Source organism: Superficieibacter sp. 1612_C1 (assembly GCF_015234305.1).
GTDB lineage: Bacteria > Pseudomonadota > Gammaproteobacteria > Enterobacterales > Enterobacteriaceae > Superficieibacter.
The window spans coordinates 348,617-374,017 of the sequence record NZ_JADGMI010000002.1; the positions used below are offsets into that span (position 1 = coordinate 348,617).

Below are 25,401 nucleotides of genomic sequence, written 5' to 3' on the forward strand. Positions count from 1 at the left end.
GCCATCCTTTACGTGAACAGTTTCATATGAACTGAGCTATTGTCCCTGAATAGTAATAGACGCCTGAGAAGATCGGAAACATTTTGCAGGCTCGTCATGCGCAGCGACCAGTTGCTTCAGGGTCAATGGCCGGCTGATCCAGTAACCCTGAAGGTAATTCACTCCGCGTTCGCATAGCCAGTCGGCCTGTTCCGCCGTCTCGACGCCTTCTGCGATAGTGGTAAGATCCATTCGCTTAGCCAGTAATAATACCGCATCCATTACCGGTGATGTTACGGTTTCTGTGCCAATGGCGGCAATGAATCCCCGATCGATTTTCAGATAATCAAAACGGAAACGCTCCAGATAAATCAATGCGCTATGGCCGGTGCCAAAGTCATCAATGGCAATGAGATGCCCCTCTTCATGCAGCCAGTCGAAGAGTCGGGTGGCGACTTTCTCGTTAAGCATGTCGCGCTCGGTCATTTCCAGCACCAGTTGAAAATGGGCGGCAGGCAGAGAACCTACAAAAGAGCGGATATCCTGACGGAAGCTGTCAGCATGCAGATGCCCTGGTGCAATATTAACGCCCAGCCGGGAGCCAGCAGGAAGCACCTTTTGTAGTGTGGGTGCATCATGGGCAATCAGTTTAAATAAATGCTGGGTTAACGGCACGATCAGGTTCTGTGTCTCAGCGAAATGAATAAACACATCAGGCGGGATCTCCCCGGCGTCAGGATGCTTCCAGCGCATCAGGGCCTCAACGCCCGCAATTTGCATCGTGCTGGTATCAACCACGGGCTGATAAACCACGTAAAACTGATTATGCTTAATCGCCGCGAGCAGCTCTTTTCCGGGATGTCGGCGCAGCGTCAGAATATAAAAACAGAGCACGGTGGAAATAAACACGCTCATCAAGGTCAGCAGCAGGGTAATTTGCAGGTTCTCTTTGGGCCAGGGGCTGGCATACAGATACACCGCAAGTGGCAACCCATCGAGCTTCACCTGGCGCACAGGAGGCTGCCCTTTTTGTAGTGGGTTGACCAGACGATGCGAAAAGGAAGAGATAGCCCGATTACCGAACCCCAGCGCGATGCCCGAGAAATCATCATGCCTTGCGGGGTAAAGCAGCAGCGGGGTTAAATTAGCGTTTAACGAGGTAAACACCCCCCGGTCCTGCTGCTGAGGATCGCGTACCCATAACGCAATCGCGGTCTTGTCCGGCATCATCGGCGTTCCTGCCAGCACGGCGATATCGACGGGTTTGCGGATATCAATCTCCGGCACCAGTTGATTAAGCGGCGTAGCCATCGGCCCGGTGGCGGAGGAGCAGACCGCGCGGCCACGATCGACCAGTAAAAAGGCGCGGACATTGAGCGTAAACGCCGCCCGGGTCGTTAGCTCTGAGGCGATATCAGCACAGGGATACTGGGCCAGCGGCTGTAGAGAATCAATGGTGGTGCGCAGTTCGCTAAAGGCGTTGTTCAGATAATATTGTAGATGGCGGGTAATATTGTCGAATCGCGTTTCCCGTTCGTGGTAAATCACCGCAAAATGCGCACAGCCCACCAGTAAGCCAATCAGCAGTCCGCACAGGAGGCTGATCAATCCAGGTTTACGGCCGGTCGAGAAGTAGTGGGTCAGCATAGAGTTACGCTATCCGTGACGGTGGGGGCGATTTTTCCGGGGATGGAATGCAGTAAGCATAGCTCAGTCACTATACCATCAGGATAAAGGCAAAAAAAAACACTGCATAAGCAGTGCTTTTTTTTGCGTTCTGTTGTCAGCCAAGGGAAAACCGACAACAGAAAACATTAAGAACGACTCAGGACACGGCGCGCTTCGTTATAGCGCTTCTTCCAGTACGGCTCGTCCATGCTGGAGATGGTCACACCGCTGCTGGTAGAGGCATGAACGAACTGGTTGTTGCCGATATAGATACCGACGTGACGCCCCGTGGAACCTGCACGGAACAGCACCAGATCGCCAGTGCGTAGATGTCCACGCGATACAGATTTACCCATTTCCTGCTGCTCGTAAGTCGAGCGGGGGAGATCCATACCAAACTGTTCACGGAAAGTACGCTGTACGAAGCCGGAACAATCAATGCCTTTTTTCGTGCTGCCGCCAAGGCGATAGCGAACGCCTTTCCAGCTAGCGTATTGATCCATCAGGCGCGATTTAACGTCGAGGTTACGCACCATGGATTCAAATTCATCCTGAGAGGCTTGCAGTGAAGAGGTATCTTCGACCACAGCATGCGTCTCAGGATGCATATTCTTTGCGGTATTCGTCGTACTACATGCAGAAAGTAAAGCCGCTACTGCTAACGCGGGGATAGCCCGCCAGATGTATCTCAAAATCGGCTGAGATGTGACCATGTTGTTTGTTTTCCCTTGAAGTCCTTAACGAAAAATCGTTATAAAAATGCCAACCGTGACGAGACTAATTACCTGCGCACAACGAGACAATTCTTTCTATCCAAATTTGTGCTGGAACGCACAAATTTATTTAAATTGAGAATAATTTATCTCTGAGAGGCAAAACGTAAACGAGAGTACCCTATCACCACATGCATTGCGAGTGCTTTTACGCGTTTTTTTATAAGAAAAAGTGATACAGAAAGTTAAAAAAATGAATTGGCTAAAAATTAACCTTTTTTAGATAAAAAAGCATAAATTCATCTACTTACGTAGGCATAAGTATGACAAGGCGATGACAAAACATCAGGCGCAGCTGAAAAGTGGTGAAAAAACAGCACAACAATAACGTATAGCAATCGTTAATTGTGGTTATTTATTTGTTAATTTTTTGTTTATTCCTGCCGGGCAAATAACGATCCATAAAGCAAATCATTTTATCGCTCATCGGCGTTAACAGGATCCAGGGCAGACCAATGAGAACCGATGTGAGAGAACCAATCACAATATCGGTTAACCAGTGAGCGCCGATCATCACGCGTGGAAAGGCAAATACGACAAATATCAGTAGTGCCAGCAGAAAGGTGTTACGACCAAAATAACGCCACATAAACGCGCAGAAAATAAGCAGCATCATGCCGTGATCGCCGGGGAAGCTGTCTTTGGACGCATCTTTTGTCGGAATATGCAGAAGGTCGCTGACCCGAAGCGCGTCGCTGAAGAACAGCGTCGGGCTGGCCCGCTTGACCGGCATTAACGCCTGGGCAAACTGGTTAACGATGATGGCGGTTAACAACATCACCAGACCAATGATAACGATTTGGCGACGCCCGACCGGGTCGCTCTTTAGCCAGAATCGTAACATCAGCGCCCCCATGGCCAGCAGCGAGCAGGCATCAAAAGCACGGTTATTGGTGATGGCCAGAAACCACACGAAGGCGCGATGATCGGCCAGCAAGGGGTTAAAAAAATGAAAAATGGAGGTATCCAGCGTAAACCACATGCCATGGTTTCCCGGCAAATACCAGCACAGGAAGAGCGCAAATCCCGCGGCGTTGAGCAGCAGGATCCGGGAAAGTTGAATTTTCATTAAAAAAGGCCACGTATGATGTTAACAACCGCAACCTTAGCGGCATCAGCTTAAACGAAGCTTCAACAGTGCGCTTTGCAGTCCATTCCAGTCTGCCTGTGCTTCAGCGATAAGCTCTATTCGGCTATCCGGTGGCGCGACATTTTGAGTTTCGATATGCAGGTCCTGCCCCTGCCGGTTAATCCGAACCAGCCCTTCTGCAATGCGCATAACGCCTTTTACCCGCTCAACGGGTGCCAGTCTTGCCCACTCCAGCAGACCAATAGTGTCAAACTGAGTGTCGGCATCAAAAATCCAGCCGCACGCCTGATAACCTTGTCCGCTATTGAGGCTGCGCCGCCAGCGCTGCTGCTCAGGCAGGTTAAGCGCGGCAAGACCGTGCTTCGGTGCGTGGCTGTGAGCATGTCCGGAAGCGGAGGGGAGCGATGCCGTGTTCAGACGTGGTTTTTCCAGCAGCGCTGGCGCAATGTTTCCCTGCTCGCTAAAAATCAGCTCGCGTGCGCCGCCGTAACGCCGCCACCAGCTGTCCAGCGCCTGCTGGCTTTCCGCGCTCGCCCGGTCGGCTTTATTCGCCACGATGATATCTGCCGCCGCCAGCTGATCGCGGAAGTTTTCATTATTCAGCGCTTTCTCGTCCAGCAGGAGACGCGGATCGAGCAAACAGAGCGTTGCCTGCAAATCTATCCACGGTTCATAAACCGGCGCGGTCAGAATATCGAGGATCTGCTTTGGATGGCCCAGTCCGGTCGGTTCAATCAGCAGACGGTCGGGTTTTCCCTGGCGCAGGAGCGTATTCAGCCCGACCTGCATAGGCAGACCATTCACGCAGCACATGCAGCCGCCGGGGATCTCTTTAAGCAACGCGCCGCTTCCGGCCAGCAGTGCGCCGTCGATGCCGACTTCACCAAATTCATTGACCAGCACGGCCCATTTTTCATTCGCAGGTTTGTTTGCCAGCAGATGCAGGATGGAGGTGGTTTTCCCGCTGCCGAGAAAACCAGTGATGAGATTAGTTTTGGTCACGTAAGCTCCGTACACTATAACAACTTTGTTACAGCTTACCTTAAAGCGCCTCGCGACGTTAATCGTTCAGTGTGTCAATCACCGCCTGACGCGCCCCTCTCTCGCATAACCGCTGCCAGGCTTGCTGAACGGCATCAACGAATTGTGTGTTTTCCGGCAGGTCGTTGGCGAAAATTTCTTTCAGGCTCAGCAGAGCGTTGACGCGCTGTGATTCGTCACTGCTGTCGACCCGCGAGCGGATTTTGTCGGCCAGCGGATCGCGCACATCAATGGCGTTTCCCGCATCATCCGTCCCGCTGACATAGCGCATCCATCCCGCGATACCCAGCGCCAGTAGTGGCCAGGCGCCCTGGCGCTGGAGGTGAATACGTATGCTCTCCAGCATGCGTTGCGGCAGCTTCTGGCTGCTGTCCATCGCAATCTGCCAGGTGCGGTGCTTCAGCGCGGGATTCGCGAAACGTTCAATCAGGCTGTCCGCATAGGCGTTAAGATCGACGCCGGTAATCTTCAGAGTGGGAGCCTGCTCGTCAGACATCAGGCGGCGGGCGGCCTGACGAAATGGCGCATCCTGCATGCAGTCGCTGATATGCTGATGTCCCGCCAGGTAGCCCAGACAGGCGAGAAAAGTATGGCTGCCGTTCAGCATCCGCAGTTTCATCTGCTCCCACGGCATCACATCTTCCACCATCTGTACGCCCGCGACTTCCCACTCCGGGCGACCCGCGACGAAATTATCTTCAATGACCCACTGAATAAACGGCTCACAGCTAATAGCGCAGGGATCGAACACGCCCAGGTGTTCAGCAATCTCATTCAGCGATTCTTCTGTGGCGGCGGGCACGATGCGGTCCACCATCGTGGCGGGGAAGGTGACGTGCTGCTCAATCCAGGCCGCCAGCGCCGCATCCCGTTTATGTGCCATTCCAAGGACTGCATTTTTCACAATATGGCCGTTATCGGGAATATTATCGCAGGAGAGCACGGTAAACGGCGCAAGCCCGCGTTCACGGCGGCGCGACAGCGCTTCAACCAGAATACCCGGTGCAGAGTGCGGTTCAGTGGGATGTTGCAGATCGTGAATAATGCGCGGCTGGCTTTCATCAAGGCGACCGGTGGCTGGATCGATGCAGTAGCCTTTTTCGGTGATGGTCAGTGACACAATCGCCACCTGCGGTTCGCAAAATTTCTCAATAATCGCGGCCAGCGAATCCAGCTTTGCATTCAGACATTCGTTAACGGCACCGACGATAATCGCCTCATTGCTCTGCGCGCCTTTTTCCAGCACGGTGTAAAGATGGTCCTGCTGGCGAAGCTGGCTCATCAGTACATCACCGCTGAACAGGCTAATTTCACATATTCCCCAGTCGCCGCCTTTTGCGTTCAGTACCCGATGGGTGAGCAGCGCCTGATGCGCGCGATGAAATGCGCCAAAACCAAAATGCACAATGCGGGAGCGCAATTGCTGTCTGTCGTAATGTGGCTGCTGTACAGCATCAGGCAGCGGGGTGGAGGCTATAGTCTTCATTATTGGCACACTCAGTTAACTAAAGATTAACAAATGCTATTGTAAAGTTATATGACAGCAAATTGAATTGGTGTGCCTGATAAATCCGGGGAATGTGAGCTGGATCAATCAATGATGGCGCGCAAATTGACGCTTACAGGGAAACATGTATGGTAGTCATCATTCGTATAGGTTTAATTGGTATAACAACTTAAGAGGGTGAGGCGATGGAGCAAACCTGGCGTTGGTATGGGCCGAACGATCCGGTCTCTTTGGATGATGTGCGTCAGGCTGGCGCAACGGGCGTAGTCACTGCATTACACCACATTCCTAACGGTCAGGTCTGGCCGGTAGAGGAAATTAAACAGCGTCAGGCGCTGCTGGCAGAAAAAGGGTTAACCTGGTCCGTGGTCGAGAGCATTCCGGTGCACGAAGAGATCAAAACCCATTCCGGGCAGTACGATACCTGGATTGCCAATTATCAGCAGAGCATCCGTAATCTGGCCGCCTGCGGTATTGATACCGTGTGCTACAACTTTATGCCCATTCTGGACTGGACGCGTACCGATCTCGAATACACGCTGCCGGACGGCTCCAAAGCGCTGCGGTTTGATCACATCGCATTTGCCGCCTTTGAACTGCATATTCTTAAGCGTGACGGTGCTAAAGCTGATTATAGCGAGCAGGAACAGCAGCAGGCGCAGGCCTATTTTAACGCCATGAGCGCGGACGATATTGAAAAGCTGACGCGCAATATTATCGCCGGGCTGCCGGGCGCAGAAGAGGGTTATACCCTGGATCAGTTCCGTGCGCGGCTGGCAGAGTACGATCATATCGATAAAGCGCAGTTGCGTGAGAATATGGCGTATTTCCTGCGGGCGATTGTCGCTGTGGCTGAGGAGGTGGGCGTCCGCCTGGCCGTGCATCCTGACGATCCGCCGCGTCCCATCCTCGGGCTGCCGCGCATTGTCTCCACCATTGAAGATATGCAGTGGCTGAAAGAGACCGTTGACAGCATCAATAACGGTTTCACCATGTGTACCGGCTCTTACGGCGTGCGCGCCGACAACGATCTGGTGCGGATGGTGGAAACCTTTGGCGATCGCATCCACTTTACCCATCTGCGCTCCACCTGTCGGGAAGAGAATCCAAAAACCTTCCACGAAGGGGCGCATTTGCAGGGCGATGTGGATATGGTCGCCGTGGTGAAAGCGGTGCTGGCCGAAGAGCTGCGGCGTAAGAAAGCGGGGGACCTGCGTCCGATTCCGTTCCGCCCGGACCACGGCCATCAGATGCTTGACGATCTGCGTAAGAAGACCAATCCGGGATATTCCGCTATTGGACGTTTGAAGGGGATGGCTGAAGTGCGCGGCGTTGAGCTGGCGCTGAAACAGACGCTGTTCCCTGAACTGCTGTAAGCCATAAAAAAGCGATAGCGGCAGGGGCCGTTATCGCATTATGTTGTGAAGTCGCATTGCCGGGTGGTGGTGCGCTTACCCAGCCTACAAAATCACCAATGATTGCTACCGTAATTAACAATCTGCCACGATACCGTAGGCCCGCGCAAGCGAAGCGCCGCCGGGCAACGTGGCACGGTGTCTGCGCCTGAAGAGTCGCGTTGCCGGGTGGCGGCTTCGCCTTACCCAGCCTGGAAATTGCAAACCCACCGGCTCCGTTAAATCGCTTAGTCAGCGCGACCCATATAGCGGCACTCTTCGATATGGATGCGGATTTTCTCACCGGTAGTGAGATATTCCGGCACCTGAACCACCAGGCCGGTAGACATTGTCGCGGGTTTGGTGCGTGAGCTGGCAGACGCGCCCTTAATCCCCGGAGCGGTTTCAATAATTTCCAGGTCTACGGTCTGCGGCAGTTCCAGCGCCAGCAACTGACCGTCCCACGTCAACACCTGCATATCCGGCATTCCGCCTTCCGGAATGAACTGCAACTCTTCTTCAATTTGATCTTTCGTGAAGGTATATGGGGTGTAGTCTTCTTTATCCATGAACACGTATTCATTACCGTCAACGTAAGAGAAGTCCACAAAACGGCGAGTCAACGTCACGGTATCCAGAATATCGTCACCCTTAAAACGCTCTTCTACCTTCAGACCGGTACGAACGTCGGAAAAACGCATTTTATACAGCGTTGCTGCGCCACGGGCGCTGGGTGACTGAATATCAATATTTTTAACAATCAGCAGCTTGCCGTTGTAATTCAGCACCATACCTTTTTTAATTTCATTCGCTCTTGGCATTGCAATAATCCTGTTTACGGAGATGTAGAAAATATCGCGTCAAGGTACCCGCGGCGGGGCTTTCAGGCAAGAGGATTTGCAGGGTTTTGCTATCAGCAGGCAAGAGATGATACTGTGCGATCTCTTGCCTGCTCACAAAGAGAGTTTTTATGCCGTGTCGTGCGGACTGCGGTGCCTGTTGCACAGCACCTTCTATCTCCAGTCCGATCCCCGGCATGCCGAACGGCAAGCCTGCTAATACGCCCTGTATTCAGCTTGATGAGCATTTACGCTGCAAAATTTTTGCCTCGCCGCTGCGCCCCAACGTCTGCGCGAGTCTGCAACCTTCTGCTGACATGTGCGGCGAGACGCGCGAGCAGGCGATGACCTATCTCATCACGCTGGAAACGCTGACCGCGCCCTAAACGTCTTTAATGCGCATCAGGCAGGCGAAACCGGCCAGGCACATTACCAGCGCAATCCAGAATACCGCATGATAACTCCACAGTTCGGCCACCACGCCCGCCAGCGATCCGGCAATAATCCAGCCAACGCGCGTGGTATTACTGTAAAGCGTGGTCGCCGATCCCGCTTGACCGGGCATCAGATCCTGGAAATAGAGCATCCCAATGCCTGCCAGAATGCCAATGTAAATGGCGTTCAGCAATTGCATGGCAAGCAGCAGGGCAGGCGTGTGGACGGTCAGCATGCCGATATAAAACAGTAAGCCAGCGACAATGGCGATGCGCATCAAGAAGCGTTTACCAAACCGCTTCGCGTAATAGCCGGCAATCAACATCGTCGGGATCTCAAGTCCCGCAGCGGTCCCCATCATCAGACCCGCGAGTTTTTCCGGTAGATGCAGTTCGTTAATAATAAACAGCGGCATATTGATGATGTACAGGCTGTTAGTGCCCCACATCAGCGTACAAATCACGAACAGCAATAGCGCATCACGACGGTTACGGCGGGGCGCTTCAATACTGCCTGACGCAGCCGCATCCAGCTTGGGCATGGTAGGCAAAAATAGCCAGACCATCACCCCACAGACAACAAACGCCACGGCGGCGCTGAGATACATCACGGTAAAACCAAACCCCATCGCCAGCGCATAAGCCAGCGGCGGGCCGATGACCCATGCCAGCGAGACCTGCGCGCGAAGGATCGAGCTAAACATGACGGCTTCGCGCCCGGTACGGTCAGCATGTTCACGCGCCAGGGCAAACATCTGCGGGTTGGCCGTGGAGCCAAAACTACTCAGAAAAACACCGATAAACAGCAGAATAAAGTAGTTACGGTTCCAGGCAAATAACGCACATGCCAGCACGCCCAACACGCAGCAAAAAACAATCAGGCTTTTACGATCGCCCTTGCGATCTGAACGACCCGCGAGAAACTGGCTTACGATGATGCCAATAATGGCGCTGCCGGTGAAAAAGAATCCCACCATGGCCGGACGCGCATGCACTTCATTGGTCAAAAACAGGCTCAGCGTCGGGGTTTGCAATGCGCCTGCAATACCGGTCAGAAAAGCAACGATCAGGAAGGACGCAGAGGTGAAATCAAAAGCGCGCGGGGGGGCGGCGGCAGGGATATTTTGCATCAGATTTTTTAAGCGTAATGGAGTAGCGCGGGAGTTTACGCCGCCTGACGTAAAATAAACAGTGAGTGAAATCAAAACACGCACGATAAATCAAAACAGGTTTTCAAAAGCATTGAAATTGTTGCTGAACGAGCTGAAGCCGGTGCCGAACAGGGCCAGTAAACTTCAGCAACGGCGGTGGCACGGGCAATAAAATGTGCTGTACCTCTAAATTTTGTTATCCAAATCAGAACATTTCTTGCAGGAATTGCCGGAAAGTACCAGACTCCTTGAAACGTTTCAGCGTCATCTTTCCATCAGCCGTAACCGGGATGGCGCATTTTTTCTCATTATAGCTGAAACGATTCAATTCAGCGGAGAGGAGACCCATGTTCCAGTTATCTGTGCAGGATATTCATCCCGGCCAACAGGCAGGGAATAAAGAAGAAGCCATTCGTCAGGTTGCCGCCGCGCTCGTGCAGGCCGGTAATGTGGCCGATGGCTACGTCAACGGTATGCTGGCTCGCGAGCAGCAGACCTCCACTTTTCTCGGCAACGGTATTGCGATCCCTCATGGCACCACGGATACCCGCGATCAGGTGCTGAAAACGGGCGTACAGGTCTATCAATTTCCGCAGGGCGTTACCTGGGGCGAAGGGCAGACGGCGTATGTGGCCATTGGCATTGCCGCCAGCTCCGATGAACACCTAGGACTGCTGCGTCAGCTGACTCACGTTTTAAGCGATGATTCGGTTGCTGAACAGCTGAAGACGGCAACCACGGCTGAAGAGCTGCGCGCGCTGCTGATGGGCGAAAAACAGAGCGAAATGCTGAAGCTTGATAACGAAACGCTGACGCTGGATATTGCTGCCAGCGATCTGGTGACGTTACAGGCGCTGAATGCTGGCCGCCTGAAAGAAGCAGGCGCAGTAGATGCAGCCTTTGTTACGCGCGCCATTACAGAGCAACCGCTGAACCTTGGCCAGGGTATCTGGCTGAACGACAGTTCTCAAGGCAACCTGCGCAGTGCTATCGCGGTGAGTCGTGCCTCTTCAACCTTCGAGGTTAATGGTCAGGCTGCCTCGCTGCTGGTCACCGTCGCAATGACCGATTCCCAGCCGACGCCAGTGCTGGATCGTCTGAGCCAGCTACTGCTGAGTAATAAAGCTGACCGTCTGCTCAGTGCCGATGCGGCCACGCTGCTGGCGCTGCTGACCAGTGACGACGCCCTGGCTGACGATGCGCTGAACGCTGAATTTGTGGTGCGCAACGAGCACGGTCTCCATGCCCGTCCGGGTACTATGCTGGTCAATACCATTAAACAATTTAACAGCGAAATTACCGTGACTAACCTCGACGGTAGCGGCAAACCCGCTAATGGTCGCAGTCTGATGAAAGTGGTCGCGCTGGGCGTGAAAAAAGGCCATCGCCTGCGCTTTACCGCTCAGGGTGAGGATGCTGAACAAGCATTGGCCGCGATTGGCGCAGCGATTGCCGCCGGTCTTGGGGAGGGCGCAGCATGAGCCGTCGCGTCGCAACCATCACGCTAAATCCAGCCTATGATCTGGTCGGGTTCACCCCTGAAGTTGAGCGTGGTGAAGTCAATCTGGTGCGCACGACCGGCCTGCATGCCGCAGGTAAAGGTATTAACGTCGCCAAAGTGCTGAAGGATCTGGGCATCGACGTTACCGTGGGTGGTTTCCTGGGAAAAGATAACCAGGACGGCTTTCAGCAGCTGTTCAGCGAACTCGGCATCGCCAACCGTTTCCAGGTGGTGCAGGGGCGCACACGAATCAACGTTAAGCTGACCGAGAAAGATGGCGAAGTTACCGACTTCAATTTTTCCGGTTTTGAGGTTACGCCTGCCGACTGGGAGCGCTTTGTCGCGGACTCCCTGACCTGGCTGGGACAGTTCGATATGGTTTGCGTCAGCGGTAGTCTGCCGACCGGCGTCAGCCCGGAAGCGTTCACCGACTGGATGACGCGTCTGCGCAGCCAGTGTCCGTGCATTATTTTCGACAGCAGCCGTGAAGCGCTGGTTGCCGGTCTGAAAGCGGCCCCGTGGCTGGTTAAACCTAACCGTCGCGAGCTGGAAATCTGGGCGGGACGTAAACTGCCTGAGCTGAAAGATGTGATCGAAGCGGCCCATGCGCTGCGCGAGCAGGGTATTGCTCACGTGGTGATCTCGCTGGGTTCAGAAGGCGCGCTGTGGGTCAACGCCTCCGGCGAATGGATCGCCAAACCGCCTTCCGTTGACGTTGTCAGCACCGTGGGTGCCGGTGATTCCATGGTCGGCGGCCTGATCTACGGTCTGCTGATGCGGGAATCCAGCGAACACACGTTACGGCTGGCGACCGCCGTTGCTGCACTGGCAGTCAGCCAGAGTAACGTAGGCATTACCGATCGTACCCAGTTAGCCGCGATGATGGCGCGCGTTGACTTACAACCCTTTAATTAACAGCAGGAGAGGCATAATGAAAACGCTGCTGATTATTGACGCCGGTCTCGGACAGGCCCGCGCCTATATGGCGAAGACTCTGTTGGGTGCTGCGGCGCAAAAAGCACATGTTGAAATCACCGATAACCCGAATGACGCTGAACTGGCGATCGTTCTGGGAAACGCCCTGCCTGCGGACAGCGCGCTGAACGGTAAACAGGTTTTTCTCGGCGATATTAATCGCGCAGTCGCTCATGCAGAACTGTTTCTGAGCGAAGCGAAAGCGCAGGCCACCCCGTACAGTGCGCCTGTTGTGGCACCTGCTGCATCCACAACCGCCGCAGGCCCGAAACGCATCGTCGCGGTGACGGCGTGTCCGACCGGTGTCGCTCACACCTTTATGGCAGCAGAAGCGATTGAAACCGAAGCGAAAAAACGCGGCTGGTGGGTGAAAGTTGAAACCCGTGGCTCCGTGGGGGCAGGTAACGCGATTACGCCAGAAGAGGTGGCGCAGGCCGATCTGGTGATTGTCGCCGCCGATATCGAAGTCGATCTGGCGAAGTTTGCCGGTAAGCCGATGTACCGTACCTCTACCGGACTGGCGCTGAAGAAAACCGCTCAGGAACTGGATAAAGCACAGGCTGAAGCCCGTCCTTATCAGCCTGCAGGTCAGACTCAGGCGGCAGGCAGCGAAACGAAAAAAGAGAGCGCAGGGGCCTATCGCCATCTGTTGACCGGTGTGTCATATATGCTGCCGATGGTGGTGGCGGGCGGTCTGTGTATCGCGCTCTCCTTCGCGTTTGGTATCAAAGCCTTTGAAGTGAAAGATACGCTGGCGGCGGCGCTGATGCAGATCGGCGGCGGTTCAGCCTTTGCCCTGATGGTTCCTGTGCTGGCGGGCTTTATCGCCTTCTCCATCGCTGACCGTCCGGGCCTGACGCCGGGTCTTATCGGCGGTATGCTGGCGGTAAGCGGCGGTTCCGGCTTCATTGGCGGGATTATCGCCGGCTTCCTGGCCGGTTATGTGGCAAAACTGATTAGCACCAAAGTGAAGCTGCCGCAGAGTATGGAAGCGCTGAAGCCGATCCTGATCATTCCGCTGTTCTCCAGCCTGATTGTGGGTCTGGCAATGATTTACCTGATCGGCAAACCGGTCGCGGGTATTCTGCAATGGCTGACCGTATGGCTGCAAAACATGGGTACGGCGAACGCGGTTCTGCTGGGTGCGATCCTTGGCGGCATGATGTGTACGGATATGGGTGGCCCGGTTAACAAAGCAGCATACGCGTTTGGGGTTGGCCTGTTGAGTACGCAGACTTATGCGCCGATGGCAGCCATTATGGCCGCCGGGATGGTTCCACCGCTGGCGATGGGTGTCGCAACGTTGGTTGCGGGCCGTAAGTTTGACAAAGGTCAGCGTGAAGGCGGTAAAGCGGCACTGGTTCTGGGGCTGTGCTTTATCTCTGAAGGGGCGATTCCGTTCGCGGCGCGCGATCCGATGCGTGTCCTGCCGTGCTGTATCGTTGGCGGCGCAGTGACCGGTGCGATCTCAATGGCGGTGGGCGCAAAACTGATGGCACCACACGGTGGTCTGTTCGTTCTGTTGATCCCTGGCGCGATTACCCCGGTTCTTGGCTACCTGCTGGCTATTGTCATCGGTACGCTGGTGGCAGGGCTCTCTTATGCTCTCCTGAAACGTCCGGACGCGGAGACGGTGGCGAAAGTCGCTTAACTCTCTGCTGATGTGAAAAAAAGGCCGATTTATCGGCCTTTTTTATTCACTTCTTTACGCTACCTTCTCTTGCGTTTGCTGTGCCTTTAGCCAGGCGATCTCTTCTGCCCAGATATCTGAATTAACCGTTTCCAGAATGAGCGGAATACCGTCAAAACGGTGGTCCTGCATGATCCAGCGAAACGCGTCATGTCCGATGTTTCCTTCGCCGAGGCTGTGATGACGGTCAACCCGGCTGGCAAACTGGCTTTTCGCATCGTTAAGATGCATCCCACGCAGGTATTTAAAACCGACGATCCGTTCAAACTCGGCAAACGTTTTTTCCGTGACTTCCGCGCTGCGCAAATCATATCCGGCGGCGAAGGCGTGGCAGGTATCTATGCATACACCCACGCGGGATTTATCCTCAACGCCATCAATAATGGCCGCCAGATGTTCAAATTTAAAGCCGAGATTGCTGCCCTGGCCGGCCGTGTTTTCAATCACGGCGGTTACGCCCTGGGTTTTTTCCAGCGCGATATTAATGGATTCGGCAATCCGTGCCAGACATTCGTCTTCCGGGATCTGCTGTAAATGGCTGCCGGGATGAAAGTTTAACAGCGTTAAGCCCAGCTGCTGACAGCGTGACATTTCATCAATAAATGCCTCGCGCGATTTTTCCAGCGCTTCTGTAACAGGATGGCCGAGGTTAATGAGATAACTATCGTGGGGCAGGATTTGCGCGGGAGAATACTGATATTGCTCGCAGGCCGCCTGAAAAGCAGTAATGCCTTCCTCGTTCAACGGCGCGGCGCGCCACTGGCGCTGATTTTTGGTGAATAGTGCAAAGGCCGTCGCATCAATTTCAGCGGCGCGAATAACGGCATTCGCCAGACCGCCAGCGGCGCTGACATGCGCTCCAACATACTTCATAAAAAACTCCTGTTAAACCCGCCAGGGCAAGACGCTCTATCATAGCGGGTTAACAGGAGGAAGTTGTAGGGTTTATCTCAATAGCGTATGGACCAGCAGGTTGATTGCACCGCCGCCGACGATTAGCCAGACAAAGAGCATCAGCGCCATTAACAGCGGTTTAGCCCCCGCTTTTTTCAGCGCGCTGACGTGGGTCGTCAGCCCAAGCGCCGCCATCGCCATGGCAAGGAAAATCGTATCAAGCGTAATCAGCATATCAACGATGGCTTTTGGCAGCAGATGAAACGAGTTGAAAATGGCGACCACAATAAACATGACCGCAAACCACGGAATAGTGATTTTGCTTTTCTGCTCACCGGAAGCGGGGGCTAACTGGCGCACCCGCGCGGCCAGAATGAGCAGGAAGGGGGCCAGCATCATTACGCGGATCATTTTGGTTATGACCGCCGCGTTTTCCGCCTGTGGCGCAACGGCATGACCGGCAGCAACCACCTGGGCCACTTCATGCATAGTCGAGCCAATATAAATGCCGTAATTTTCACTGCTGAACCACATGCCCAGCAGGTGATACATCGCCGGATAGAGAAAAATGGCGATGGTGCCAAAAATCACCACCGTGGCGACGGCGACGGTCACTTTACTGGCCTCGGCTTTGACCACCGGTTCGGTCGCCAGCACCGCCGCCGCACCGCAGATACTGCTACCTGCGCCGATGAGCCACGTCGTTTGTTTATCAAGCCCAAAGAGCTTCTGCCCGACAACGCAGGCGATTATAAAAGTGCTGGAGAGGGTAAGAATGTCAATTGCCACGCCGCTGACGCCGACATCGGCAATTTGGGCAAAGGTCAGGCGGAAGCCATATAAAATGATCCCAAGGCGTAGCAGACGCTGTTTAGCGAATTGCACGCCGGTATCACAATGCTGGCTCAGGCCGGAATAAACGGTGTTGCCGATAAGCATCCCGAGCAGGATCGCCAGCGTCAGGGCGCTAAAACCAGCGCCAGCGACGGCTGGAAAAGAGCCAGCCCAGATGGCAATACTCACCAGTACGGCGCTTAATAGCAGCCCTGGAATAAATCGCCATACCCGGCGCTGTGGTATCCCTGTGATTACTTCAGTCATAACCCTCTCCTTTGTCTGTGAATAAGGTTATGCCGCAGCGGTATAAAAATGAAATTGATTATATGTTTATAATTAATCAGAATAAGTGGTAAGCGCTTTTCTTACCTCAGGAACCGTTATGCATATCACGCTACGCCAGCTTGAAGTCTTTGTTGAGGTGCTCAAATGTGGTTCCACAACCCAGGCGTCGCAAATGCTGGCGCTATCGCAATCCGCCGTGAGTGCGGCGCTAACCGAGCTGGAAGGTCAGCTGGGCGTGCAGCTTTTTGACCGGGTAGGGAAGCGGCTGGTGGTCAATGAACACGGGCGACTGCTTTATTCACGCGCGCTTTTGCTGCTTGAAGACGCGGGCGAAATAGAAAAGCTGTTTAAAGAAGATAACGGCGCGATCCGTGTCTCGGCCAGTAGCACCATCGGCAACTATATTCTGCCGGAAGTGATTGCCCGTTATCGGCATGACTTTCCCGAACTGCCGCTCGAGATGAGCGTGGGTAACAGTCAGGATGTGGTGAATGCGGTAGCGGATTTCCGTGTCGACATTGGCCTTATCGAAGGGCCTTGCCACCATATTGATATTATTGCCGAACCGTGGCTTGAAGATGAGCTGGTAATCTTCGCCGCGCCCACCTCGCCGCTGTTTGATAAGCCAGTGACGCTCGACGCGCTGGCGGCGGCTCCCTGGATCCTGCGCGAGCATGGCTCTGGCACCCGCGAAATAGTCGATTTCCTGCTGCTTTCCCATCTGCCACAGTTTCGGCTTGGAATGGAACTGGGCAACTCGGAAGCGATTAAACACGCAGTTCGTCATGGGCTGGGGATCAGTTGCCTTTCGCGGCGCGTCATTGCTGAACAGCTGGCGTCGGGAACGCTGCGTGAAATTGAAACGTCGCTGCCACGCCTGACCCGCACGCTATGGCGCATCAGCCACCGGCAGAAGCGGCTGTCGAACGCGTTACTGCGTTTTTTGAGCTATTGTGATGGATAATGTTTTGCCTGTGTTCTGAACGCGCCTTTCTCCCATGAGTGAAAATCCCTCTTTCGATCTCCCTGTGCACTGCCTCACTTTGGGCATTGCATTGATTCGCCATAATCGCAAAGGGCTGCTTTACTTATAATCCCTGGATGATCATGAAGGTCTCTTATAACTGCGCATTTGTGCCGGATGAGAGCCGTTTGGTCTGCTACAATCGCGCCTCAATTTTTGGATGGACAGCATTTTCCTATGGTTTCCCAAACTAAAACCACACAAGCGCCCGCGCTACGTCGCGAACTCAAGGCGCGTCATCTGACGATGATTGCCATTGGTGGCTCCATCGGTACAGGTTTGTTTGTTGCTTCCGGAGCGACAATTTCTCAGGCGGGTCCGGGCGGCGCGCTGTTTTCCTATATTCTGATTGGCCTGATGGTCTATTTCCTGATGACCAGTCTGGGCGAGCTGGCGGCGTATATGCCGGTATCCGGCTCATTTGCCACCTATGGTCAGCAATATGTAGAAGAAGGTTTTGGCTTCGCGCTGGGCTGGAACTACTGGTACAACTGGGCGGTGACTATCGCTGTGGATCTGGTTGCCGCACAGCTGGTGATGAACTGGTGGTTCCCGGATACGCCGGGCTGGATCTGGAGCGCGCTGTTCCTGTGCGTGATTTTCCTGCTGAACTACATCTCGGTGAAAGGCTTTGGTGAAGCAGAATACTGGTTCTCGCTCATCAAAGTGGCGACGGTCGTCATCTTTATTATCGTTGGCCTGATGATGATCCTCGGCATTTTCCAGGGGGCTGAACCGGCAGGCTGGAGCAACTGGAGCATCGGCGAAGCGCCGTTTGCCGGTGGCTTTGCCGCAATGATTGGCGTGGCGATGATCGTCGGCTTCTCCTTCCAGGGAACCGAGCTTATCGGCATTGCCGCCGGGGAATCTGAAGATCCGGAGAAAAACATTCCGCGCGCGGTGCGTCAGGTATTCTGGCGTATCCTGCTGTTCTATGTCTTTGCGATCCTGATTATCAGCCTGATTATTCCTTATACCGATCCGAGCCTGCTGCGTAATGATGTGAAAGACATCAGCGTCAGTCCGTTCACACTGGTATTCCAGCATGCGGGCCTGCTTTCCGCGGCGGCGATCATGAATGCGGTGATCCTGACGGCGGTATTGTCGGCGGGTAACTCGGGCATGTACGCCTCAACGCGTATGCTTTACACCCTGGCCTGCGATGGTAAAGCGCCGCGCATCTTTGCGAAACTGTCGAAAGGCGGCGTGCCGCGTAATGCGCTGTATGCCACCACGGTGATTGCCGGTCTCTGTTTCCTGACCTCGATGTTCGGTAACCAGACCGTTTATCTGTGGTTGTTGAACACGTCGGGCATGACGGGTTTCATCGCCTGGCTGGGGATTGCCATTAGTCATTATCGCTTCCGCCGCGGCTATGTGTTGCAGGGACACGATATTAACGATCTGCCGTACCGTTCTGGTTTCTTCCCGATTGGGCCGATTTTTGCCTTCGTGCTGTGCCTGATTATCACTCTGGGGCAGAACTACGAAGCGTTCCTGAGCGATACTATAGACTGGGGCAGCGTCGCGGCGACCTATATCGGTATTCCGCTGTTTCTGATTATCTGGTTCGGCTACAAACTCAGCAAAGGCACGCGCTTTGTGAGCTATCGGGAGATGAAATTTCCTGAACGATTTAAGAAATAAAGCAGTCTGTGAATAGCGAAAGCCCGGCAAATACATGCCGGGCTTTTTTTATTTCAGCAAATACTGCGCGTGAAAGCGTAAATGATCCTCAATAAATGAGGCGATAAAATAATAGCTATGATCGTACCCCGGCTGGCTGCGCAGCGTCAGCGGCCAGTTGCTTTGCCTGGCGATTTCCTCAAGCCGAGCGGGCTGAAGCTGGTCAGCAAGGAACTGGTCGCTGTCGCCCTGGTCAATAAGCAATGGGATCGGCGACGTTTGTCTGGCGGCCTGCATTAGCGCACAGCTATCCCATTCCTGCCAGGCGGCGCGATTTTCCCCTAAATAGGCTCTGAAGGCTTTTTGCCCCCACGGTACGTTGAGCGGATTAACAATCGGCGCGAACGCCGACGCGCTGGTGTACTTACCGGGATTTTTCAGCGCCATGATGAGCGCGCCGTGCCCGCCCATTGAGTGACCGCTAATTGCACAGCGTTCGCTGACGCTAAATTTGTCCTGAATCAGCGCAGGCAGTTCATCGCGCAGATAGTCATACATCCGGTAGTGTGACGCCCAGGGCTGTTCCGTGGCATTGAGGTAAAATCCTGCACCTTTACCCAGGTCGTAGCCTTCATCGTCGGCCACGTCATCACCCCGCGGGCTGGTATCCGCCATCACCAGCACGATGCCCAGTTCAGCGGCAACCCGCTGCGCCCCGGCTTTGGTGGTAAAATTCTCGTCATTGCAGGTTAACCCTGACAGCCAGTACAGCACCGGCGGTGGGGCCGCGTCTCGTGGCGGGGGTAAAAAAATACTAAACGTCATTGCACAGTTCAGCGTGGTGGAGTCGTGCCGCCAGCGTTGCTGCCAGCCTTCAAAACAGCGATGTTCTTCGAGCAGTTCCATTCGGGCTCCCAGGTGATGATGTAAAAACGTTTTAACATCATACAGACGATTCATGCGCAGTGAGTAATTTTCACTTCCCCATTACTCACACATATTGCATCATAAACATAACTTTACATTAACAACTGAGGTGGGCATGGCGCTGCGGATCGCGTTCAGCGGTTTTATCGTGCTGGTCGTGGCAATGGGAATAGGGCGTTTTGCTTTCACGCCTCAGGTGCCGCTGATGATCGCCGACGGACAGCTCACGCTGACCAGTGCGGGGCTGGTGGCGGCGGTAAATTATCTGGGCTACCTGCTCGGCGCGTGGGATGCCATGCGTGCACATCGTCACGTTGAAATGCGTCTCTGGCTCGGTATTTTTGGCGTAGTGGCATTGACGTTCCTCTCTTCACTGGCGGATAACGCGCTGACGCACGGTGCGCTGCGTTTTGTTATTGGCGCGATGAGCGGCTGGGCGATGGTTATGACGGCGGGCTGGACCAACGAACAGCTCTCCCGTTCGGGCCACGCCAGCCTGAGTGCGGCGGTATTTGCCGGTCCCGGCGGCGGGATTGCGATTAGCGGTCTGCTGGCGGTGGCCATTCAGGCAAAAGCATTAAGTGCCGCTGATGCCTGGCTGGTGTACGGCGTGCTGGCACTGGTGTTGATTGCTTTTATTGCCCGCTACTTGCCGCGACCAGGAGCGCTTCATCGTAGTGGTACGATCCCTGAGCCGTTACAGTTAACGCCTGATTTGCAGCGGCTGGTCTGGAGTTACGCCCTTGCTGGATTCGGCTATATTCTGCCAGCCACCTTTTTGTCGCAGATGGCGGCGCTGCGTTTCCCCGGCAGTCTTTTTGCTCAGTTTGTCTGGCCCATGTTTGGTGCGGCGGCCATCGTCGGTATCGTGCTCAGCATTCTCACACGCAAAACGGGGCACAGCTATCAGCGGCTGGCAATCGTTCTGTGGTTACAGGCGATTGGGGTGCTGGCCGCCTGGCTGGTTCCCGGCATGAGCGGACTGGTGCTGGGCGCGGTGCTGGTGGGCGGTGGTTTCCTCTGCGCGCTTCAGCTTTCATTGCAATATGGTCGTGAGCTGGCTCCCGATCATATCCGCTATATGGCGGGGCTACTGACCACCGTCTATGCCGTCGGGCAATTACTCGGGCCGGTGACGTCGGCACTCTCGACCTGGCTGACGCACCGTCTGGAGCCTGCGCTGGGCGTGGCTGGCGTGACGTTATTGGTCGCCGGGCTGCTGGTCTGGAAGCCGCATAGTCAAAGGCAATAACAATTGCAATAATTATCGTCCTGAATACTGGATTATGTGCGCTACCTCACGCACAATAAGTACGCACTTTGCTCAATCAAGGCAAAGGCAGCCACACCTGCGGGAGAAATATAACGATGTCATTACTCAGTAAAGAAGCTGCACTTGTTCATGAAGCGCTGGTTGCGCGTGGGCTGGAAACGCCTTTGCGCCCACCGGTGCGCGAAATGGACAACGAAACCAGAAAGCGCCTGATCTCCGGGCACATGAGCGAAATTATGCAGCTGTTAAATCTCGACCTGAGCGATGACAGTCTGATGGAGACGCCGCACCGTATCGCCAAAATGTATGTCGATGAAATTTTCTCGGGACTGGATTACGCTAACTTCCCGAAGATCACCGTCATTGAAAACAAAATGAAGGTCGATGAAATGGTCACAGTGCGCGACATCACCCTGACCAGCACCTGTGAGCATCATTTTGTCACTATCGACGGTCAGGCAACGGTGGCCTATATCCCGAAAGAGTCGGTGATTGGCTTATCCAAAATTAACCGTATCGTGCAGTTCTTTGCCCAGCGTCCTCAGGTTCAGGAGCGTCTGACCCAGCAGATCCTGACCGCCCTCCAGACGTTGCTGGGAACAAATAATGTAGCAGTATCCATTGATGCAGTGCATTATTGTGTTAAAGCACGCGGCATTCGTGACGCCACCAGCGCCACCACGACGACCTCCCTGGGCGGCCTGTTTAAGTCGAGCCAGAACACACGTCAGGAGTTCCTGCGCGCGGTGCGGCATCGCAGCTAATCGCGTCCATCAGGCATAAGAGGAACCATGGAACGAAACATTACGCTGGATTTTGTGCGTGGCGTGGCCATCCTCGGTATTTTGCTGCTGAATATTACCGCCTTCGGTTTACCGAAGGCGGCCTATCTCAATCCCGCCTGGTATGGCGACATCACCCGCGCCGATACCTGGACATGGGCAGTGCTCGACCTGTTTGCCCAGGTTAAATTCCTGACCCTCTTTGCGCTACTATTCGGTGCCGGGCTTCAGATCCTGCTGGGGCGCGGTAAGCGCTGGATCCAGTCGCGTCTGACGCTGCTGGCGCTGCTCGGTTTTCTGCACGTCCTGTTTTTTTGGGAAGGCGATATTCTGCTGGCCTATGCGCTGGTGGGATTGATTTGCTGGCGCATGATCCGCGATGCCTCACACGGCAAAAATCTCTTTAATACCGGCGTCGTGCTCTATCTGATGGGCATTGGTATTTTGCTGCTGCTGGGGAAAATTTCCGGTACGGGCAATCCGCGTGCCTGGGTACCGGATATCGCCAATCTCCAGTATGAGCATTTCTGGCGGCTTCAGGGCGGTACCGACGCGATGAGCAACCGTCTGGATATGCTGTCGAATAATCTGCTGGCCCTCGGCGCGCAGTACGGCTGGCAACTGGCCGGCATGATGTTGATTGGCGCGGCCCTGATGCGCAGCGGCTGGCTGAAAGGGCAGTTTAGCCTGTCGCACTACCGGCGCGTCGGAATACTGCTGGTCGCCACTGGCGTCATCATTAACGTGCCGGGGATGATTGCTCAGTGGTATGTGGGGTGGGATTATCGCTGGTGTGCTTTCTTTTTACAGGCACCGCGGGAACTCAGCGCGCCGTTCCAGGCTATCGGCTATGCCTCGCTGGCATACGGTTTCTGGCCGCAGCTTTGTCGTTTTCGGCTGGTGGGCGCTGTCGCACAGGTGGGACGCATGGCGCTCAGTAACTATCTGCTGCAAACGCTCATCTGCACTACGCTGTTCTGGCAATGTGATCTCTTCATGAAGTTTAACCGTCTGCAACTGCTGGCATTTGTTCCCGCCGTCTGGCTGGTGAATATCCTCTTTTCCGTTATCTGGCTGCGTTATTATCGCCAGGGTCCGGTTGAATGGCTGTGGCGGCAGTTAACCGCACGTGCTTCAGGGATATCATTATCAGGTACATCCAGATAACGATCTGGATCACATTCATTAACAAAATGGATGTAACCGTTTTCATTCGTGTGACTTCTCTCACGTAGTCGTCTCTCTATCGCTGCCAGAATGGGCACCTTCCTTAACACAGGGGGTGGCCGTGAGTCGCTGCAATCTACAACGGGGTGGTGATAATGATCACCATTCGTGATGTTGCCCGTCAGGCGGGCGTTTCCGTGGCTACCGTTTCAAGGGTACTCAATAATAGTGCACTGGTAAGCCCTGAAACACGGGACGCGGTAATGAGTGCGGTTTCAGCGCTTGGATACCGGCCGAATGCCAATGCGCAGGCGCTGGCAACGCAGGCGAGCGATACCATTGGTGTGGTGGTCATGGACGTGTCGGATGCGTTCTTTGGTGCGCTGGTGAAAGCCGTCGATATCGTCGCCCAGCAAAACCAGAAGTATCTGCTGATCGGCAACAGTTATCATGAAGCCGAAAAAGAACGTAACGCCATTGAAGTGCTGATCCGCCAGCGCTGTAGTGCGTTAATCGTGCATTCCAAAGCGCTGAGCGACGGCGAGCTTAGCGAATTTCTGCAACATATTCCCGGGATGGTGTTAATCAATCGCCTTGTTCCGGGTTTCGCGCATCGCTGCGTTTGCCTTGATAATATCAGCGGGGCGCAGATGGCAACCAAAATGCTGCTTAATCATGGTCATCAACGCATTGGTTATCTCAGTTCGAGCCACAGCATTGAAGATGATGATATGCGTAAAGAGGGCTGGCTGCGTGCGCTTCAGGAGCAGGATATCGTTCCGCCGGAAAGCTGGGTTGGCGTAGGTACGCCGGATTTACAGGGCGGGGAAGCGGCAATGGTCGAACTGCTGGGACGCAACTCTGGGCTGACCGCAGTGTTTGCCTATAACGACAGCATGGCGGCAGGGGCGTTGACGGCGCTGAAAGATAACGGCATTGCCGTGCCGCAAAATCTGTCACTCATTGCTTTCGATGATATTCCGCTGGCCCGTTACACCGATCCGCAGCTGACAACGGTGCGCTATCCTGTCGCCTCCATGGCCAAACTTGCCACCGAGCTGGCGCTGCTGGGAGCCGCGGGTAAGCTGGATCGCAACGCGACTCACTGCTTTATGCCGACGCTGGTGAGGCGGCATTCCGTCGCTCAGCGACAAACTGTGGGGCCGATCACTAACTTATAAATCTCCATGATGTAACCGTTTTCAATTTGTGAGTAAATTCACAGTATCTTAACAACGTGATAGCTATGATGACATCGTTTGCAAGGCTGAAACACTATGTAACAGTGAGTGACTACACGACCCATAGCAACCGTGCCTGAAACAAATAATAAAGCGCATTACTGGAGCATTACCGAAAACGGAAGGCAGAACTTTAAAAGTGAATTCGGCATGCAGTAATCCTCCTTAAGGCGCTGCCTGCCAGAGTTATTCACCCGTACTACCCTGCATAACAAAAACCGGAGATACCATGAATAAGAAGGTGCTTACCCTGTCTGCCGTGATGGCAAGCATGTTATTTGGTGCGGCTGCTCACGCTGCTGATACCCGTATTGGCGTGACGATTTATAAGTACGACGATAACTTTATGTCTGTCGTGCGTAAAGCGATTGAGAAAGATGCGAAAGACGCATCGGGCGTTCAGCTGCTGATGAATGACTCGCAGAATGACCAGTCCAAACAAAACGACCAGATTGACGTACTGCTGGCGAAAGGCGTGAAAGCGCTGGCTATCAACCTCGTTGACCCGGCAGCAGCAGGCACCGTAATTGAAAAAGCGCGCGGACAAAACGTGCCGATTGTTTTCTTTAACAAAGAACCTTCCCGTAAAGCGCTGGACAGCTATGACAAAGCGTATTACGTCGGCACGGACTCCAAAGAATCCGGTATCATCCAGGGCGATCTTATCGCTAAACACTGGGCGGCAAACCAGGGCTGGGATCTGAATAAAGATGGCCAGATCCAGTTCGTACTGCTGAAAGGCGAACCGGGTCATCCGGATGCTGAAGCGCGTACCTCTTACGTGATTAAAGAGCTGAATGATAAAGGCATCAAAACGCAGCAGCTGGCGTTAGATACCGCCATGTGGGATACCGCTCAGGCGAAAGATAAGATGGATGCCTGGCTCTCCGGCCCGAACGCTAACAAAATCGAAGTGGTTATCGCCAACAACGACGCGATGGCAATGGGCGCAGTAGAAGCGCTGAAAGCCCACAATAAGAGCAGCCTGCCGGTATTCGGCGTCGATGCTCTGCCAGAAGCGCTGGCGCTGGTTAAATCTGGCGCGCTGGCCGGTACCGTACTGAACGACGCCAACAACCAGGCGAAAGCCACGTTCGATCTGGCGAAAAACCTGGCCGATGGTAAAGGCGCAGCTGACGGTACTGACTGGAAAATTGAAAACAAAATCGTCCGCATCCCATATGTTGGCGTGGATAAAGACAACCTGTCCCAGTTCAGCAATAAATAAGTTTTTTAACTTTGGGCGCGCGCAAGTGCGCCCAATTAATAACGACAAAGAAATATCCTGACTCATTCGGGGGGC

Annotated in this window: 22 protein-coding genes; 12 read left to right on the top strand and 10 right to left on the bottom strand. The window is 54.2% G+C overall.

The genetic code is table 11. The features are described from left to right. Positions 1-36: 36 nt before the first annotated feature. From INT84_RS07900 to INT84_RS07920, 5 genes are all read right to left on the bottom strand, one after another. Positions 37-1,626, bottom strand: a complete 1,590-nt coding sequence (locus INT84_RS07900) for a cyclic di-GMP phosphodiesterase (protein ID WP_194206355.1) — start codon at positions 1,624-1,626, stop codon at positions 37-39. Between the two features lie 167 nt (positions 1,627-1,793). After that, positions 1,794-2,360 carry a bifunctional murein DD-endopeptidase/murein LD-carboxypeptidase gene (gene mepS, locus INT84_RS07905; RefSeq protein ID WP_176919022.1) on the bottom strand — a complete coding sequence of 189 codons (567 nt, stop codon included), beginning with the start codon at positions 2,358-2,360 and terminating at the stop codon, positions 1,794-1,796. A gap of 415 nt (positions 2,361-2,775) precedes the next feature. Then, positions 2,776-3,489, bottom strand: coding sequence for a phosphatase PAP2 family protein (locus INT84_RS07910; protein ID WP_194206356.1), 714 nt, complete (start codon positions 3,487-3,489; stop codon positions 2,776-2,778). Between the two features lie 45 nt (positions 3,490-3,534). Beyond that, entirely contained in the window at positions 3,535-4,512 is a 978-nt protein-coding gene (locus INT84_RS07915; protein WP_194206357.1) for a GTP-binding protein, read from the bottom strand. Positions 4,513-4,570: 58 nt separating this feature from the next. After that, on the bottom strand, positions 4,571-6,037 hold the full coding sequence (locus INT84_RS07920) for a mannitol dehydrogenase family protein (protein ID WP_194206358.1): 1,467 nt from the start codon (positions 6,035-6,037) through the stop codon (positions 4,571-4,573). 206 nt (positions 6,038-6,243) lie between these two features. On the opposite strand from INT84_RS07920, the gene uxuA reads away from it, so the two are divergent. Further along, positions 6,244-7,434, top strand: a complete 1,191-nt coding sequence (gene uxuA / locus INT84_RS07925; protein WP_194206359.1) for a mannonate dehydratase — start codon at positions 6,244-6,246, stop codon at positions 7,432-7,434. Between the two features lie 266 nt (positions 7,435-7,700). On the opposite strand, the gene yeiP is transcribed toward uxuA, so the two are convergent. Next, positions 7,701-8,273, bottom strand: a complete 573-nt coding sequence (gene yeiP / locus INT84_RS07930) for an elongation factor P-like protein YeiP (protein WP_103674305.1) — start codon at positions 8,271-8,273, stop codon at positions 7,701-7,703. 149 nt (positions 8,274-8,422) lie between these two features. Between yeiP and INT84_RS07935 the strand changes: the two genes are divergently transcribed. Next, entirely contained in the window at positions 8,423-8,677 is a 255-nt protein-coding gene (locus tag INT84_RS07935; RefSeq protein ID WP_176919028.1) for a YkgJ family cysteine cluster protein, read from the top strand. On the opposite strand, the gene setB is transcribed toward INT84_RS07935, so the two are convergent. Beyond that, complete coding sequence (gene setB, locus INT84_RS07940) at positions 8,674-9,855, bottom strand: sugar efflux transporter SetB (protein WP_194206360.1); 1,182 nt, start codon at positions 9,853-9,855, stop codon at positions 8,674-8,676. The two genes, INT84_RS07935 and setB, sit on opposite strands and share 4 nt — an antisense overlap. Before the next feature lie 368 nt (positions 9,856-10,223). Here setB and fruB point away from each other — a divergent pair, with 368 nt between their 5' ends. Genes fruB through fruA form a run of 3 tightly spaced genes read left to right on the top strand, consistent with a single transcriptional unit; the run spans position 10,224 to position 14,003 of the window. Continuing rightward, positions 10,224-11,357: a fused PTS fructose transporter subunit IIA/HPr protein gene (gene fruB, locus INT84_RS07945; protein ID WP_194206361.1), complete on the top strand. Its 1,134-nt coding sequence runs from the start codon at positions 10,224-10,226 to the stop codon at positions 11,355-11,357. Continuing rightward, entirely contained in the window at positions 11,354-12,292 is a 939-nt protein-coding gene (gene fruK / locus INT84_RS07950) for a 1-phosphofructokinase (RefSeq protein WP_194206362.1), read from the top strand. The genes fruB and fruK overlap by 4 nt, the downstream gene beginning before the upstream one ends. 16 nt (positions 12,293-12,308) lie before the next feature. Continuing rightward, positions 12,309-14,003: a PTS fructose transporter subunit IIBC gene (gene fruA / locus INT84_RS07955; RefSeq protein ID WP_194206363.1), complete on the top strand. Its 1,695-nt coding sequence runs from the start codon at positions 12,309-12,311 to the stop codon at positions 14,001-14,003. A 54-nt stretch (positions 14,004-14,057) separates the two neighbouring features. Here fruA and nfo read toward each other — a convergent pair whose 3' ends face one another. Together nfo and INT84_RS07965 are read right to left on the bottom strand one after the other, a co-directional pair. Then, entirely contained in the window at positions 14,058-14,915 is an 858-nt protein-coding gene (gene nfo / locus INT84_RS07960) for a deoxyribonuclease IV (protein ID WP_194206364.1), read from the bottom strand. A gap of 72 nt (positions 14,916-14,987) precedes the next feature. After that, the gene (locus INT84_RS07965) at positions 14,988-16,037 is read right to left on the bottom strand and encodes a YeiH family putative sulfate export transporter (RefSeq protein WP_194206365.1); all 1,050 of its coding nucleotides are present in this window, start codon (positions 16,035-16,037) and stop codon (positions 14,988-14,990) included. A gap of 118 nt (positions 16,038-16,155) precedes the next feature. Here INT84_RS07965 and yieE point away from each other — a divergent pair, with 118 nt between their 5' ends. Both yieE and INT84_RS07975 read left to right on the top strand, forming a co-directional pair. Next, complete coding sequence (gene yieE, locus INT84_RS07970; protein ID WP_194206366.1) at positions 16,156-17,022, top strand: DNA-binding transcriptional regulator YeiE; 867 nt, start codon at positions 16,156-16,158, stop codon at positions 17,020-17,022. Positions 17,023-17,259: 237 nt separating this feature from the next. Next, the gene (locus tag INT84_RS07975; protein WP_176919036.1) at positions 17,260-18,729 is read left to right on the top strand and encodes an amino acid permease; all 1,470 of its coding nucleotides are present in this window, start codon (positions 17,260-17,262) and stop codon (positions 18,727-18,729) included. Between the two features lie 48 nt (positions 18,730-18,777). Here INT84_RS07975 and fghA read toward each other — a convergent pair whose 3' ends face one another. Then, complete coding sequence (gene fghA, locus INT84_RS07980) at positions 18,778-19,614, bottom strand: S-formylglutathione hydrolase (protein ID WP_194206367.1); 837 nt, start codon at positions 19,612-19,614, stop codon at positions 18,778-18,780. Positions 19,615-19,750: 136 nt separating this feature from the next. Here fghA and INT84_RS07985 point away from each other — a divergent pair, with 136 nt between their 5' ends. The 5 genes from INT84_RS07985 (at position 19,751) to mglB (ending at position 25,326) form a co-directional block, all read left to right on the top strand. Beyond that, positions 19,751-20,887 (top strand): YbfB/YjiJ family MFS transporter, encoded by a 1,137-nt coding sequence (locus tag INT84_RS07985; RefSeq protein ID WP_194206368.1) that lies wholly within the window; start codon positions 19,751-19,753, stop codon positions 20,885-20,887. A 116-nt stretch (positions 20,888-21,003) separates the two neighbouring features. After that, positions 21,004-21,672 carry a GTP cyclohydrolase I FolE gene (folE, locus tag INT84_RS07990; RefSeq protein WP_176919038.1) on the top strand — a complete coding sequence of 223 codons (669 nt, stop codon included), beginning with the start codon at positions 21,004-21,006 and terminating at the stop codon, positions 21,670-21,672. A 27-nt stretch (positions 21,673-21,699) separates the two neighbouring features. Next, on the top strand, positions 21,700-22,857 hold the full coding sequence (yeiB, locus tag INT84_RS07995) for a DUF418 domain-containing protein YeiB (protein ID WP_194206369.1): 1,158 nt from the start codon (positions 21,700-21,702) through the stop codon (positions 22,855-22,857). 155 nt (positions 22,858-23,012) lie between these two features. Then, a complete protein-coding gene (galS, locus tag INT84_RS08000) occupies positions 23,013-24,038 on the top strand; it encodes an HTH-type transcriptional regulator GalS (protein ID WP_194206370.1) in 1,026 nt (341 codons plus the stop codon). A 289-nt stretch (positions 24,039-24,327) separates the two neighbouring features. Beyond that, positions 24,328-25,326 (top strand): galactose/glucose ABC transporter substrate-binding protein MglB, encoded by a 999-nt coding sequence (gene mglB, locus INT84_RS08005; protein ID WP_194206371.1) that lies wholly within the window; start codon positions 24,328-24,330, stop codon positions 25,324-25,326. Positions 25,327-25,401: the final 75 nt, after the last annotated feature.